14 protein-coding genes are annotated in these 14,293 nt (G+C 62.5%); 2 read left to right on the forward strand and 12 right to left on the reverse strand.

The window, feature by feature from the left end; genetic code table 11:
- Positions 1–84 precede the first annotated feature (84 nt).
- A complete protein-coding gene (locus CR492_RS08500; protein ID WP_102843319.1) occupies positions 85–1,053 on the reverse strand; it encodes an IS1595 family transposase in 969 nt (322 codons plus the stop codon).
- 54 nt (positions 1,054–1,107) lie between these two features.
- Here CR492_RS08500 and CR492_RS08505 point away from each other — a divergent pair, with 54 nt between their 5' ends.
- Positions 1,108–1,377, forward strand: coding sequence for a helix-turn-helix domain-containing protein (locus CR492_RS08505; RefSeq protein WP_245412019.1), 270 nt, complete (start codon positions 1,108–1,110; stop codon positions 1,375–1,377).
- A 343-nt stretch (positions 1,378–1,720) separates the two neighbouring features.
- A complete protein-coding gene (locus CR492_RS08510; RefSeq protein ID WP_146030216.1) occupies positions 1,721–2,566 on the forward strand; it encodes a hypothetical protein in 846 nt (281 codons plus the stop codon).
- A 42-nt stretch (positions 2,567–2,608) separates the two neighbouring features.
- Here CR492_RS08510 and CR492_RS08515 read toward each other — a convergent pair whose 3' ends face one another.
- The 11 genes from CR492_RS08515 to tsaB all read right to left on the reverse strand — a co-directional run bounded on the left by CR492_RS08515 (position 2,609) and on the right by tsaB (position 14,262).
- Entirely contained in the window at positions 2,609–3,367 is a 759-nt protein-coding gene (locus CR492_RS08515; RefSeq protein WP_146030217.1) for a hypothetical protein, read from the reverse strand.
- Between the two features lie 782 nt (positions 3,368–4,149).
- Positions 4,150–4,959, reverse strand: coding sequence for a tRNA (guanine(46)-N(7))-methyltransferase TrmB (trmB, locus tag CR492_RS08525; RefSeq protein WP_102843323.1), 810 nt, complete (start codon positions 4,957–4,959; stop codon positions 4,150–4,152).
- A 110-nt stretch (positions 4,960–5,069) separates the two neighbouring features.
- Entirely contained in the window at positions 5,070–6,266 is a 1,197-nt protein-coding gene (gene metK / locus CR492_RS08530; RefSeq protein WP_102843324.1) for a methionine adenosyltransferase, read from the reverse strand.
- A gap of 139 nt (positions 6,267–6,405) precedes the next feature.
- Positions 6,406–6,903, reverse strand: a complete 498-nt coding sequence (locus CR492_RS08535) for a helix-turn-helix domain-containing protein (protein WP_102843325.1) — start codon at positions 6,901–6,903, stop codon at positions 6,406–6,408.
- Between the two features lie 102 nt (positions 6,904–7,005).
- A complete protein-coding gene (gene lnt, locus CR492_RS08540; RefSeq protein WP_102843326.1) occupies positions 7,006–8,736 on the reverse strand; it encodes an apolipoprotein N-acyltransferase in 1,731 nt (576 codons plus the stop codon).
- A gap of 68 nt (positions 8,737–8,804) precedes the next feature.
- Positions 8,805–9,881 carry a hemolysin family protein gene (locus tag CR492_RS08545; protein WP_102843327.1) on the reverse strand — a complete coding sequence of 359 codons (1,077 nt, stop codon included), beginning with the start codon at positions 9,879–9,881 and terminating at the stop codon, positions 8,805–8,807.
- A gap of 2 nt (positions 9,882–9,883) precedes the next feature.
- Positions 9,884–10,414, reverse strand: a complete 531-nt coding sequence (gene ybeY, locus CR492_RS08550; protein WP_102843328.1) for an rRNA maturation RNase YbeY — start codon at positions 10,412–10,414, stop codon at positions 9,884–9,886.
- The gene (locus tag CR492_RS08555) at positions 10,411–11,478 is read right to left on the reverse strand and encodes a PhoH family protein (protein ID WP_102843329.1); all 1,068 of its coding nucleotides are present in this window, start codon (positions 11,476–11,478) and stop codon (positions 10,411–10,413) included. The genes ybeY and CR492_RS08555 overlap by 4 nt, the downstream gene beginning before the upstream one ends.
- Positions 11,475–12,947 (reverse strand): tRNA (N6-isopentenyl adenosine(37)-C2)-methylthiotransferase MiaB, encoded by a 1,473-nt coding sequence (gene miaB / locus CR492_RS08560; protein WP_102843373.1) that lies wholly within the window; start codon positions 12,945–12,947, stop codon positions 11,475–11,477. The genes CR492_RS08555 and miaB overlap by 4 nt, the downstream gene beginning before the upstream one ends.
- 122 nt (positions 12,948–13,069) lie before the next feature.
- Positions 13,070–13,561 (reverse strand): ribosomal protein S18-alanine N-acetyltransferase, encoded by a 492-nt coding sequence (gene rimI, locus CR492_RS08565; protein ID WP_102843330.1) that lies wholly within the window; start codon positions 13,559–13,561, stop codon positions 13,070–13,072.
- The gene (gene tsaB / locus CR492_RS08570; protein WP_102843331.1) at positions 13,558–14,262 is read right to left on the reverse strand and encodes a tRNA (adenosine(37)-N6)-threonylcarbamoyltransferase complex dimerization subunit type 1 TsaB; all 705 of its coding nucleotides are present in this window, start codon (positions 14,260–14,262) and stop codon (positions 13,558–13,560) included. The genes rimI and tsaB overlap by 4 nt, the downstream gene beginning before the upstream one ends.
- Between the last annotated feature and the right edge of the window lie 31 nt (positions 14,263–14,293).

Raw genomic sequence — 14,293 nt, forward strand, 5'->3', positions numbered from 1 at the left:
CGATAAGGGCTCGATCCTCTGAGATAGCGGTTCCGGCGGCATTGTCACTGGCGGGAAAGTCCGAGGTATAAAGTTCGAGCTTCTCTAGACCCTAATATTCCCCCGTTGCCAATACCCCTTCCATTGACGAGATACCGGATGAATTAGGGCGGCGTTGGTCGCCATCAGATATTGCTCACCGTTGCTAACGCGACGATGATCCTCGCGCCACGCCATTTCAGACGCATAAGCCCCGAGATGGCGCCCGCTGATATGATGATGCGTGCCGATCTCAGCGCGACGCAGTCGGCTGAAGAAGCTTTCCGCCATATTCGTGCAGGCTTCCCCGTCCGAATAGCTCTCTTGGTGATTGATCCGCTTGGTCAAATAGCGGGTGTGAAGCACATCCCAATGGGCGGCTTCGTCGGCATGGATGACCCTGCCCTTCTCGACGCGCTCGGCAATCGTATGAATGGACTGGCTTTCCGCCTTGAATACGAAGGGAAGGGTCCGGCCGCCGCGTTCGCGCATGATAACGACCACGCGGCGCTTGCCGGTCTGATTTTCGGCAAGGCGGCGGTCAAGGCGGTTTTCTTTCCAGTTGGCCGGCTTCGCATAGCCGCCGAAATACGCGCCATCAACTTCGACTTCGCCTGAAACGGTTTCATCGGCCATTTCATCAGCGAGCGCTTCGCGGATCTTGTGAGCGAGAACGAAGGCCGTCTTGTACTGGCAATCAAGGTCGCGGCTGAGTTGTAGAGCGCTATGGCCCTTTGCGCCGTTCACAAAGATCGCGATGGCGAGAAGAATGTCGCGGATCGGCATCTTGCGGCTGGCGAAAATCGTCCCGGACGTGACGCTGAATTGGTGCGTGCAAGCCTTGCACTTCCAGAGTTTGCGGGTTTCGTATTTGTACGTCGCGCCGCACTGGCAACGCGGGCAAACCGGCTCGCCTTCGGTCGCAGTCCAGCGGATTAGACGGAAGGCGTCATGCGCTTCTTCGTCCGAAAGCCGGGCGACCCGAGCGATGCTCAGGCTCCTTGCGGCTTTGGAGAGAAGAAAATGCTGCGACATAAGACCAACGCTTTCCGTTGGCCTTAGTAATAAGCGTTGATATCGCGGGGGTCAATGAAAATCGTTGGCGTTGACGGTTATTGTTTTTCTCGCTATCTTTCGTGGATGTCACCGGAACAGTGTCGAGCAGCGCGCGCGTGGTTGGGGTTGTCGCAAGACGAGCTTGCGAGCGCCGCCGGCGTTTCAAACTCGACCGTGCGCGATTACGAAGCGGGGCGGCGTACGCCGATTTCGAATAATCTAAAGGCAATTCAAGCTGTTCTGGAGAAGCGCGGAATCGCAATAATCGACGGCGAGCCATCTGGAATAACCTTTAGAAAGTAGACGTGATTCGATGATTCTGATAAGTTCATGGACTAGGAGAGAGTTGGACTCTCGGACGGACGGATGGAAAGCCCCCGACCAGCACCGGCTCTAGCCCTCTAAGAACACAGGGGTGTTTAGCCCCTGCTTATTTCTTGTGTAGCGGATGTGCTCACATCAAGGTCGCGACCTGGCAGGGTACGCGGCCTTTCTTTTTGTCCCGACATTCGTCCGTGAGCTTTTAACGAAGTCGGCCCATATCTTCTCTGCATGTCACCACCTATCGGCACGACCATACAGAATCTTATTGATACGTCAATAGTGACGTGATAAGACTTTCTGATAAATATTGATAGGTGGCGCGATGTCAGAGCCGGCAAATGTAGAAACAAACGCCAATAAGGCGAAACGGGAGCGCAGCCCGTCGTTCCCCTTCATTCCTCTTCCTGTTGCGGTTCAGCGGCTGGCTGCATTCGAAGATTATTTTAAAAGGCACCCCGCCCCTGCTAGGAGGGCTGGTCTGGCGTGGGGAATGAAGGGCGATAGTAGTCAAGCCGGCCAGACGCTTGCCGCGTTAAAGTCTTTTGGTCTCGTTGAATACAGCGGAGCGAAGGATGGTTTGGTGGCGTCCCTCAGTGACGACGCGCGTAACTATCTCCGGGCACAGCAAGACAGCATAAAACGCGAAATCCTTAGCCGCTTAGCTCTAAGGCCTAGGCTCATTGCGATGTATTGGGAAAAATGGGGGCCTGACCGGCCGCCGGATCCGGTGTGCTTGGATGATTTGGTCCTAAAAATGAGCTTTAACCAAGCCGGCGCGGAAACATTTTTGAAGGTTTATGACGCCACTATTGCCTTTGCAGGGCTCTCCCATTCTGATATCGTACCCCTACAAGAGGCGGGCGGAATTGATTACGACGGAACTAGCGAAGTAGGTGATGTCAATAAATATTCGGCAACGCTTCCGCAGTCCCCGTCTAATGAACTAGCCGCCCAGAAGCATAGGGGCGTTTTAATGGATGGCGAGCGCGAGCTAACAACGGGCCTTCTGTCCAAGGGGGCGAGCTTTCGGCTCATCGTAAGCGGCAGAATTGGGGAAAAAGAAATCGAGCGCCTAATCAAAAAGCTTGAGCTCGATAAGGAGATCCTTGCTGATCAAGATGACGATGATCTTGATATCGACTCGAACCTCCCTCGAAGCGGCCCGTAAAAACGTCTTAAACCCGGCCACGCCGGGTTTATTTTTGTCATTCTAGGTGAGCTTGCTACCTAATGCCGGATAATCGATCGCGTCGAGCGCAGCGACGAGTTCGCGGACGATTCGCGCCTCCTTGTGCAGCGCGACGATGATCGAATAGGGGGGCAGCTGGCGGTCATCGATCCGGGGCGGCCGGCTGACGCGCGTCGCGCTCGCCGCGCCGGCGAAGAGACGCAGGCTGATCGCCGCCAGAAACACAACCCCTGCGCCGATCGCCAGCGCCGCCGAAATAGGCGGGGCGAGGGCGCAGGCGAGTCCGATGGCCGCGGCCGCCGCGATGACGGCGCAGCATTGCGCCTCGGTCGCTCCGCCCCGCGCCGACAGTTGCGGATAGCGGATCGCAAGTGCGAGGCTGGCGTGACGTGCGATCATGGGAGCGGCCAGCGCGCGCACCAGACGCGACATATTCGTCGGCGTTGTGATGGCGAGGCTGTCCGCCATGTCTTCGCCCTCGTCCCTGCGCCGCAGCAGGCTGCCCAGCGTCGCGCCGCGGGGCGCGACAAGCCAGCGCGGCCCCGGGCCGCAGAGCGGGGCGATCCCGGCCGAGATGGAATGCGGATAGCGCGTCCCGGTCCCGAGCGAAGCTTCCTTCTCGATGAAGGCGACGCCAAGATACGCGGCCAGCGATCGATAGAAAAAGGCTTCCGTGATGAAGCCGCCCCCGAGCAACGCGGCCTCCGGCGCGACGCCCTGGGCGACCGCAAGCTCTGCCGCCTCGCCAAGCAAGGCGCGGGACGCTCCGAACGTCGTCAAAAAGACGAGTTCAGGAGGTAGCTGATCGACCGGAAGGCTGTCCGTAACCGTGGCGCGGGATAATGCGGACGGCGATGGCGGCGGCCGACGCCAGGATGACGGAGACAAATGCGAAGCGGAACGCCAAGCTGTCTGCCGTGAAACGTTCTGCTGCGCCATTGTGAAGCCGCCTACTGTGACGCTCTAGCTTGGAATTACAAATTATCCAAGTCAACAGTCGTTTTTTGGCAGACGAAAAAAAATAAATGTGACATAGTTGGGGCGTGAACTTATAGGCGTCGCCGTTTTCCCCCATGGGTTGAAAATCAGGCGACTGCCCGAAGAGGTTTTATTACTTACGTAGTAAGCAACAAAAACTATCCGGGTGGAAAAGGGGCCGAGGGGATGTATCTCATTGCTGGCGCTTGCCTTGTAACGGGCGTTATATTTGGTCGTTACTTCAAGGTCTATGTTCTTGCGCCGACATGCGCTGTCGTGTTTTTCGGGTCGCTGTTTGTCGCCTATACTGACGCCCATTCGTTCCCATCGGTGGCCTTCGACGCCACGGTTCGGTTGACGCTTCTTCAGTTTGGCTATCTGTTCGGGCTGATCGCTCCAGCCATACCCTCATTATTGCATTCCGCATTGTCGCGCGGGGCGCGCCCTTCCGCCTTAAACCTTGCGCCAACTCAGTATAAGCCGCGAAAAGACTGCTGAGGCCGGATCGTGAGCTTATTCCGATCTGATTTATTCAATCTGATCGATAAGAATATTGTTCAAGCTTTTGATTTTGGAGCTATTACTTACCGGTCGAATGAGTCCATTCGTTCGGAGCCGCTCGACGCGTCGAGCGGCTCGGCGCAAGGCGGCGCGTCGGTGCGCGTAAAGGTAAAATAAGCTGGAATGCGGCCTTCGCCCACCGCCTTGGCCTCGTAGCGGGTCGAACTCCAGCCGGCCCATGGATCGCGCCAGTCGCGCGCGCTCGCGGGCGACCAGATAAAATGCGGCGACCGCAGGATGCGCGCAAGCGTCCAGCCGCTATTGTCGTCGATATCCGTGGCAAAGCGCAATTGCGCGCCCGGCCGCATCACGCGCGCAAGACTTATCAGCATGGCGTCAGCGAGGAAACGTCGTTTGCGCTGACGCCGCTTCGGCCAGGGATCGGGATAGAGCAAATAGACGCCGTCAAGCGCGCCGGGCGGCAGCGCCGCAATGACGGCGCGTGCGTCTCCCTCGTATATCCTCACATTTTGCAGCCGCCCTTCGTCGATCAGGGCGGCCGCCTTGGCGACGCCGTTGCGAAAGGGCTCGCAGCCGATAAAACCGGCGCCGGGATCCTGCGCGGCGCAGGCGGCAAGGTGCTCGCCCCCGCCAAAACCGATCTCAAGCCAAAGCGAGGCGGACGCTGCGCCAAACAGCATAGCGGGGTCGATCGGCTTTGACGGATCGACGGCGACCGCGGGCAGGACGGTCTGCATCAGTAAAGCATGACGCTGCGTCAGCCGCTTGCCCCGCCTGCGGCCGTAGAGACCCGAGTGGCCGTCCGCTGACCCGGGCTCGCTGTCGGCCTCGGATAAAGGCGCGGCGGCGCAATCGGTCCCGCTGTTCTCCAAGACTTTTTCATCCCGCCGCGCAATCCGTTCACATGGATCGCATGTGAAAGAATTGCACGACTTCTAGCGTTGGCGACGCGTTGGTAACTTAAGCGGCGTTTTCGTCTGGCTCAGGACAGATGCGCCTTGAGCTTTGGGCCGAGATCCGTCTTCTCCCAGGAGAAGCCGCCTTCGGCGTCCGGCGCGCGGCCGAAATGGCCATAGGCGGCGGTTCGCGCATAGATTGGGCGGTTCAACTGTAGATGCTCGCGAATGCCGCGCGGCGAGAGCCGCATGCTTTGCCCCAACGCTGTTTCGATTTTGTCCTCGGCGACCTCTCCGGTGCCATGGGTGTCGACATAGATCGACAGCGGTTCGGCGACGCCGATCGCATAGGCGAGCTGAATCGTGCAGCGTGACGCGAGGCCGGCGGCGACGACATTTTTGGCGAGATAGCGCGCCGCGTAAGCTGCCGAGCGATCGACCTTGGTCGGATCCTTGCCGGAGAAGGCTCCGCCGCCATGGGGCGCCGCGCCGCCGTAAGTGTCGACGATGATCTTGCGGCCGGTCAGGCCGGTGTCGCCGTCCGGACCGCCGATAACGAATTTCCCGGTCGGGTTGACGTGCCAGGCTGTGCTGTCGTCGATCCAGCCCTCGGGCAGCGTCGCGCGGATATAGGGCTCGACGATCTTGCGCACATCGTCCGAACTCAGCGTCTCGTCGAGGTGCTGGGTCGACAGGACGATCTGGGTGACGCCGACGGGCTTGCCCTTGACGTAGCGGACGGTGACCTGGCTCTTGGCGTCCGGTCCAAGCTTGGCCGCCTCGCCCTGGCCGGATTTGCGCTCGCGCGCCAGCACTTCCAGTATTTTATGGGCGTAATAGAGCGGCGCGGGCATCAGCTCGGGGGTGTCGGTGCAGGCGTAGCCGAACATGATCCCCTGATCACCAGCGCCTTCGTCCTTGTTGCCGGCGGCGTCGACGCCCTGAGCAATGTCGGCCGATTGCGCATGCAAAAGGATTTCGACGCCCGCGGTGCGCCAATGAAAGCCGGCTTGCTCATAGCCGATGCTCTTGATCGCGCCGCGCGCCGCGGCCTCGATCGCCTCCATCGGGATCGCCGGGCCGCGCACTTCGCCAGCGATGATGACGCGGTTGGTGGTCGCGAGCGTCTCGCAGGCGACGCGGATCTGATACGGATCCATGCCCGCGCGCGCGCCCTCACGAAAAAAAAGATCGACGATCTCGTCGGAAATCCGGTCGCACACCTTGTCCGGGTGACCTTCGGCGACCGATTCACTTGTAAACAAAAAATTCTCGCGAGCCATCGACCTCTCCGCAGACGACAAAGGCCTCGCGCCTCGCGCTCATTGGCCTAACGCGGAAAATCCACGACAGCGTTCTTTTTGTCAAGCGTTTTGGCCGGAAGCGTTCGTTAAAGAGAACGCTTGGTTTCTCGTCGCCCCCTTAATTCTCCAAACTGACTTCGCCCTTGTCCGGATGGGGCGCCTCGGAAATCGCGTCATCGCCGGCGAGAACCGAAATGAGGTCGATGATTCGCTTCCGCACTTTCGGATCGTGGATGCGCGCGAAGGCCATGTTGAGATGGAGACCCTCTGCTGTCGACAGGAAATCCGCGACGTAGCTCGAATTCGCCTCCTCGGCGACGCCAAGCGCTGGCGTGGCTCCGCCGGGCGCTGATTCGAAAGACGGCGCTCCCTCGAAGAAAAAGGCCGGCGGCACGTCGAGTGTGCGCGAAATCTGCTGCAGTCGGCTGGCGCCGATCCGATTCGCACCCTTTTCGTATTTTTGCACCTGCTGGAAGGTCAATCCGAGCGCTTCGCCAAGTTTTTCCTGGCTCATGCCGAGAATGACGCGGCGCATGCGCACGCGGCTTCCGACGTGGCGATCAATCGGATTGGGGATTTTCTTGGCTTTTTCCATAATTGCTGGCTGGTCGCTCATAAAACCTACCGTGTTGACAATTGGGGACGCATGTCCGCTCATTTTTTTACCATAGGTAGCCGAACGAAGGGGGCTGCAGCCTAAGCGATAATCACCCGCTGCTTATGACAAAAGACGAATATAATTAGATGACAATTGTTGCCTCCTTGTCAAATGTGTCTTCCTCAAAAAAGCCATAATCCCCACAATGTTGCAGATGAGCCACAGCGCAAGCGGAAGTAAAACGCCATGACGGGCATAAAACGGAGGAGCGATCGCCTGCGGCAGCCCGCCTGCGATCAATCCTTCAGCGCCGAGCGGCAGTCTTTCGGTGATTCGGCCATAGGGATCGATGATCGCTGAAATTCCGGTATTGGCTGCCCGCAGCATGGGCAGACCCTCCTCGATCGTGCGCAGTCGCGCCTGTGCGAAATGCTGATAGGGGCCGGCGGTGCGGCCGAACCAGCCGTCATCCGTGACATTCAACAGGAGGCCGGGCCGCGGCGCGCCCGGCTCCTGCGGCAGCGCCTCGCCCGGAAAAATCGCCTCATAGCAGATCAGCGGCGCGACCGGCGGCAGACCTGGAACGTTCAAAGTGCGGCGCCCGGGTCCCGGCTCGAAGCCGCCGGGAATTGAAACGAACTGCCGCAGGCCGACCCGGGCGAAAGCCGCCTCGAACGGAAGATATTCTCCGAACGGCACGAGATGGCTTTTGTCATAGGCGCCGATAAGGAGCCCGCCGCTGGCGACGAGCTGAATGGCGTTGAAAAATACGGGATGCTCGAGCCGCCCCGAAGCCGGCTCGAACGCATCGCCGCGATAGGAGGGATCTTCCTCCGCGCGGGCGGCGCCGGTCGCAAGAATGACGCCGGGGGGCAGCGCGTCGCCGATCTGCGCCATCGCCTCGGGATCGCGCGACAGGATAAAGGGAAAGGCGGATTCCGGCCAGACGAGCAGCGTCAAATCGCTGGACGCCTCCTCGGGCAACAGCGCCGACAGCTGCAGATAACGCGCGACGATCTCGCGCTTGTATTCCGGCCTGTATTTGTCGTCCTGCGCAAGGTTCGGCTGGATGATTTTGATCATGACGCCGGGAACGCGCGGGGTCGGGGCGGGCGCTGCCGCCAGCCGCCAAGCGCCGAAGCTGAACATGGCGCCAAGAGCCAGCAACGCTGCGCCGGTCGGCGCGAGCGAGGCGAGCGACAGAGGCCGCGCGGCAAGAGTCGCCGGAGCGGAAAACAGGGCGATCGCAAATAGCGTCAGGCCGTAAAGGCCGGTCAGGGACGCCGTCTGCGCAGTCAGAAGATTGCCGCCGAGGGCCATGCCGAAAGCGTTCCACGGAAAGCCCGTAAACAAATGGCCGCGCAGCCATTCGGCCAGCGTCAGCGCGGCGGCGAAGGTCAGGATGCGCGCGGGACCCTGCGTCCAGAGAAGGCTGGCGAGGAAAAATCCGAGCGCGGGATAAAAGGCCATCGCCGCAGGCAGGCCGATGACGCCGAGCGGCATCGCCCAGACAAACTGGTCGGCCTCGACGAGAAAGGCCGCCCCGAGCCACCAGAGGCTGGCGAGGAAATAGCCAAATCCCCACCACCAGCCAGCAGCGAATGCGCGCCGCGCCGCGGCCGGAATCAGGCGCGAGACGCGCGATTTCCCATGCCCTTCGGCGGCCGGCTTGGCGTCAGCTCGAGAGACCGAGGCATCGATCAGCCATATCGCCCCTGTCATGGCGATCGCGAGCGCTGGCATAAGGCCGAAGGGCGCCATCGCCAGCGCGCCGACGGCGCCCGTGAGGAGCGCGATCAGGCGGCGGCGCCAGCGCGGGGCGGCGGCGATCGAGGCGGCGGGGGAAAACATCAGCGGGCGGCCGGCGAGATGGGAGATGCGTTGCGGAGCGGCGCGCCGCCGCCCGAAACCGCCAAAACTCAGGAGCGTCCCTCGGCAGCGTCGGCGCCGCCGGTTTTCGGCGACATTGGCGCGCCGGCGCGAATCCGCACCCGTTTCACGCGCCTTGGATCGGCGTCGAGAATTTCGAATTCGATGTCGCCCTCGACGATGATCTCGCCGCGAACCGGCACATGACCAGCCAGCGTCGAGATAAGGCCTCCGACGGTTTCGACCTCCTCGGCGTCGCTGATCGCGGTGAGGTCCGCCTTGATCGCCGCGGAGACGTCTTCGAGCCCGGCCCTGGCGTCGACGATGAAGCTGCCGTCGGGCGCCTCCTCTATCTTCGGGCTCTCGTCGAAATCATGTTCGTCCTCGATGTCGCCGACGATGATTTCGACAATGTCCTCGATCGAGGCGAGGCCGTCGGTGCCGCCATATTCGTCGATGACAAGGGCCATATGGGTCCGCGTCGCCTGCATGCGGACGAGAAGATCGAGCGCTGGCATCGAGGGCGGCACGAACAGCACGGGGCGCAGGAGATTGGCCTGCGACAGCGGAATGTCGAGATCGGGAAAGGCCCAGAGATTTGCCGCCGCCACGCCGGATCGGGACGCGAGCTCGCGCGTCTGCGCTGCGCCGGATGGGGTCCCTCCGGACGCGGCCTCGCTAAAATCCTGTTCGCCGCGGTGGGCGGGCTCGGGAAGGCCGGCGGCGAAATAGGCGACAAGGTCGCGGATATGGATCATGCCGCGCGGGTCGTCCAGCGTGTCGCCATGCACCGGCAGCCGGGAATGGCCGGCGGTGCGGAAGGTCGACAGAACATCGGCGAGACTCATGTCGAGCGGCACGGCGACGATATCCGCTCGCGGCACCATGACGTCCTCGACCTGCACTTCATGCAGGCCGAGCACGTTTTTCAGCATCGCGCGCTCCTGCGGCGAGACGTCGACCGCCGTCGAGGAATCGGCGAGGGCGTCCTGAATGTCGTCGCGGATCGAGGGGCCGCCGACCCCGAAGACGGAGCGCAGCCGGTCGAACAGATTTGGCTTGCTGGGTTGGGGTCGGTCGGATCCGGCGTCGGCCGCCGGACTGTCGCGTTCGGTCATGATCGTCATTGTCACTCTTTGACTGAGGTCAGAGGACCCTCAACAGGGGGCAGACCCTCCTCCAACGACGCCAGCGGTTGCTGATAGGGGTCGTCGATCCCGAGCCGGGCAAGCACGGAGCGTTCCAGCGCCTCCATCGCCTCGGCCTCGGCCCCGACGATATGATCATAGCCGATCAGATGCAAAAATCCGTGCGCGATGAGATGGGCGACGTGGTCGCGAAACGGCTTTCCCGCCTCTTGCGCCTCACGCTCCGTGGTCTCATAGGCGATCACAATGTCGCCGAGGACGGGCGTCGCCGCGATCGGGCCGCCGCTCGGAAAAGACAGGACATTTGTCGGTTTGTCGACGCCGCGCCATTTGCGGTTGAGGTCGGCGATGAAGGCGTCGTCGCAGAGGACGATGCTGATTTCAGTCTCGGCGGCGAGCTTTGCGCCGCTCTGGTTGATCGTTTGCACGATCACGGTTTCGGCAAGGGCTGCCGCATCCTCAAAGGAATCCCAGGCTTCCGCCTCGACGGCGATATCGATGACCGGCTTCATCGCCGCGCCTTTTCGTCCTGCGTCCGGTGTGCGCTTTCATAGGCGCCGACGATACGGCGCACGAGATCGTGCCGCACGACATCGCCTTCCTTGAACACAACATGGCCGACGCCCTCGACGCCGGCAAGAAGCTGGATCGCTTCGGCGAGACCGGATTTCTGGCCCGGCGGCAGATCGGTCTGCGTCGGGTCGCCGGTGACGATCATGCGCGAGCCCTCGCCGAGCCGGGTCAAAAACATCTTCATCTGGATCGAGGTCGCGTTCTGCGCCTCGTCGAGCAGGACGCAGGCGTTGCTCAAGGTGCGCCCGCGCATGAAGGCGAGCGGGGCGACTTCGATCATGCCCGTCTGCATGCCGCGTTCGAGCATGCGCGGGTCCATGAAATCGTTAAGGGCGTCGAAGATCGGCCGCAGATAGGGATCGACCTTTTCGCGCATGTCGCCCGGAAGGAACCCCAGCCGCTCGCCGGCCTCGACGGCCGGACGCGAGAGAATAAGCCGCTCGACCGCGCCCTGTTCGAGCAGCAGCACCGCATAGCCGACCGCGAGCCAGGTCTTGCCGGTGCCGGCGGGCCCCTCTGCGAAGACGAGTTCGTGGCGTTTCAGCGTGCGCAGATAATGGTCCTGCGCAGCGTTGCGGGCGCGCACGGGCCCCTTGCGGCGGGTGCCGATCTGCTCGAAGGCGATGCGGCCGGCTTCGGCGTCCTTCGGAAACAGCGTGCCTTGCAGCGCGCCTTCCTGGATCGCGCCGTCGACGTCGCCAAGCGTCACGGCATGGCCGGTCCGCACGCGCTGATAGAGATTTTCGAGCACGAGACGGGCGTGTTCACAGGCCTCGGGCGGGCCCTTGATGGTCACGAGATTGCCATTGGCGATGGCGGCGATCCCGAGCCTTCGTTCGAGCTTGGCGAGATTTTGATCGTAATGGCCGAAGACGAGCGAGGCCAGCCTGTTGTCTTCGAAGGCGAGGTTGACTTCGGCGGCCTCCGCATCGGGCGCGGCGCGCTTGCCCTCCGTGCGGGGGGGAGGGCTGGCGAGCGGAGTTGAACGATCGGATGGTTTCAAACGAGCCCTCGCGCGCTCTGTTCGGCCGCGGCCGGAGGCCGCGCCGTCGTTTCGGATGCGAGCCTGCCGAACAAGGAGTTCGGGCCTGTCGCCACAATCTCGACTGCGACGCTCTCGCCAATCAATTGATCGCCGCCCTCTAGCTGGACGGCTTGAAGATAGGGGGATTTGCCGGCGATCTGACCGGAATGGCGCCCCCGCCTTTCGATCAGCACCTCGACCGTGCGCCCGACCATGGCGCGGTTGAAGGCCTGCCGCTGGCTCTCGATCAGCGCCTGCAGCCGCGCCAGCCGCTCTGATTTCACATCCTCGGCGATCTGATCGGTCCGCTCGGCGCCCGGCGTGCCGGGACGGGGCGAATATTTGAAAGAAAAGGCGCTGGCGAAGCCGACGCTTTCAATCAGGCGCAGCGTCGCCTCGAAATCCGCGTCCGTCTCGCCTGGAAAACCGACGATGAAATCGGAGGAGAGCGCGATATCAGGTCGAGCCGCCCGGATGCGCCGGCAGAGCGCGATATAGCCGGCGCTCGTATGCCTCCGGTTCATCGCAGCAAGCACGGCGTCTGATCCCGATTGCACAGGAAGATGCAGAAAGGGCATCAGTTTCGGCTGGGCGCGATGCGCCTCGATCAGCGCCTCGTCCATATCGTTCGGGTGGCTCGTCGTATAACGGATGCGCTTGACGCCGCTTGCGCGCGCAAGCTCGGCGCAAAGGCCGGCGAGATTCGCCTCGCCGCCGCGTGCGTCCGCGCCGTGATAGGCGTTGACGTTCTGGCCGATCAGGGTCAGTTCGCGAACGCCCGCGGCCGTGAGCGCAGCCGCCTCTTCGAGAATGGCGGCCACGGGCCGCGAAAATTCCGCGCCACGCGTATAGGGCACGACGCAAAAGGTGCAGAATTTGTCGCAGCCTTCCTGCACCGTGAGAAAGGCCGAAACGCCGCGCTTGCGCGTCTCGGCCGGCTCGGACTGCGCCAGAAAGCCGAATTTGTCCGCGACCGGAAAATCCGTATCGACGACATGCTTTTCGCTCTCGGCCCGGTGCAAAAGCTCCGGCAGCCGGTGATAGCTTTGCGGACCGACGACGACGTCGACGGCGCTCTGGCGGCGATGGATCTCGGCGCCCTCTGCCTGCGCCACGCAGCCTGCGACGACGATCTTCGTTTTGCGCCCTTCGGCCGCGCGAAGCGCCTTCAGCTCGCGCAGGCGCCCAAGCTCCGAAAAAATCTTCTCCGAGGCGCGTTCGCGGATATGGCAGGTGTTGAGGATGACAAGATCGGCGTCTTCGGCACCTTCGGCCGCGCCATAACCTTCGGCGCCGAGCAGATCGACCATCTTCTGCGAATCATAGACGTTCATCTGGCAGCCGAACGACTGCACGAACAGCTTTCGCTCCTGCGGCGGGCTGCCTTCGGCTGCGGGCGCATCTCGCGCCTCGTCCGGCCGTACCCTCAGATCGCCAATGTCGGACATCATCCCCTGAACTTAAAAGCCTGATCGCGCTTCATGCCCGCGCCTCGTTCCCGCGCATTCATGATCTCGCATCTTTACTCTAAAGCGTTGTGACGTTCAGCGAAACAGCGGTGTTTATCAGATTACGGGGCGAGGTCGAGCCGCATCAGCAAGGCGCTCGCCGGGGTTGAATCCTCTTTGCGGTAATAGGCTTTGCGTTCGCCGACCTCATGAAACCCGTTCGACGCATAGAGCGCGCGGGCCGGGACGTTGCCGGTTTCGACCTCGAGAAACAGCCGGGCGACGCCGCGCGCGCCGAGGCGGGGCAGATGCGCGGCGATCAGCGTCGCGGCGACCCCGGCGCGGCGATGCTCGGGCGCGACCGCGATGGTCAGGATTTCCGCTTCATCCGCTGCGGCGCGCGAGAGGATCATGCCGCAAAGCGCCTCATCGGAGTCGATCGCGCCGTCGGCGACGACCTCCGCGGCGACGAGCAATTGCTCGAAGTCGGATTCGGTCCAGGGATAGGCGAAGCTTTCGTTGTGGATCGCCGCGCATTCGAGGCTGCGCTCCGCGCCGATCGGCCGATAGGCGGGCGGCTTGACAAACATTCGGAAGACCGACTGGCGGGTCATGGCGCGGCCTCGGCGAGAACGCTTCCGCTCTGCGGCCTGGCGTCGGCGGCTTTGAGATAGAGCGGACGCGGCGGCGCAAGATCGGGATCACCGAGCAAGCCGAGCCGCGCAACGAAGATAATGTCCGGAACGAAGCTCTCCGCCGTGGCCTCGACCGCGAGGCCCAGCTTTTCCGCCTCGATCGCGACAAGCGCTGCGCCCGATCCAACGAGTTGCGTCGTCTCGCGCCGCCTCTCCTCCTGCCGCAAAGCCTCGGCCGCCTCGCGCGCGGAGGCGATTCGCGGCGTCACCAGCGCGCGGCCGTCCGATTCGAACGCCGCGAAGTAGACATTGCCGTGTCTTGCGTCGATCGCGACGGCGACGGGGCCGGGATTTTGATGAATGATGAGGGGCGCGGCGAGGGCGGCGAGCGTTGAGACGCCGACGACCGGGATCTCGCAGGCGAGCCCGATGGCGCGGGCGGCGGCGAGGCCGACGCGCAATCCGGTGAAGGAGCCGGGGCCGACCGTCACAGCGACGCGGCCAAGCTCCGAAAACCCGCCCTCGACCTGCGCCATGACGCGGTCGATGAGCGGCAGCAGCGCCTCGGCGTGGCCACGCTCCATCGCAATCGTCTCGCGTGTTTCGAAATCCAGGTCCTCGTCATCGACCACGCAGGCGGAGACCGCCTGCAACGCCGTATCGATCGCGAGAATCTTCATCGCCGCCTGCCCTTCCGGGAAGGACGCGGCG

Origin of the sequence: Methylocella silvestris, from assembly GCF_002891535.1 — a bacterium.
Classification (GTDB): Bacteria; Pseudomonadota; Alphaproteobacteria; order Rhizobiales; family Beijerinckiaceae; genus Methylocapsa; species Methylocapsa silvestris_A.

Bases quoted from the DNA above. Each gene is read 5' to 3' on its own strand.
- CR492_RS08500 (WP_102843319.1), bottom strand. From the start codon at position 1,053: ATGTCGCAGCATTTTCTTCTCTCCAAAGCCGCAAGGAGCCTGAGCATC.
- CR492_RS08505 (WP_245412019.1), top strand. From the start codon at position 1,108: ATGAAAATCGTTGGCGTTGACGGTTATTGTTTTTCTCGCTATCTTTCG.
- CR492_RS08510 (WP_146030216.1), top strand. From the start codon at position 1,721: ATGTCAGAGCCGGCAAATGTAGAAACAAACGCCAATAAGGCGAAACGG.
- metK (WP_102843324.1), bottom strand. From the start codon at position 6,266: ATGGCTCGCGAGAATTTTTTGTTTACAAGTGAATCGGTCGCCGAAGGT.
- CR492_RS08535 (WP_102843325.1), bottom strand. From the start codon at position 6,903: ATGAGCGACCAGCCAGCAATTATGGAAAAAGCCAAGAAAATCCCCAAT.
- lnt (WP_102843326.1), bottom strand. From the start codon at position 8,736: ATGTTTTCCCCCGCCGCCTCGATCGCCGCCGCCCCGCGCTGGCGCCGC.
- CR492_RS08545 (WP_102843327.1), bottom strand. From the start codon at position 9,881: ATGACGATCATGACCGAACGCGACAGTCCGGCGGCCGACGCCGGATCC.
- ybeY (WP_102843328.1), bottom strand. From the start codon at position 10,414: ATGAAGCCGGTCATCGATATCGCCGTCGAGGCGGAAGCCTGGGATTCC.
- miaB (WP_102843373.1), bottom strand. From the start codon at position 12,947: ATGTCCGACATTGGCGATCTGAGGGTACGGCCGGACGAGGCGCGAGAT.
- rimI (WP_102843330.1), bottom strand. From the start codon at position 13,561: ATGACCCGCCAGTCGGTCTTCCGAATGTTTGTCAAGCCGCCCGCCTAT.
- tsaB (WP_102843331.1), bottom strand. From the start codon at position 14,262: ATGAAGATTCTCGCGATCGATACGGCGTTGCAGGCGGTCTCCGCCTGC.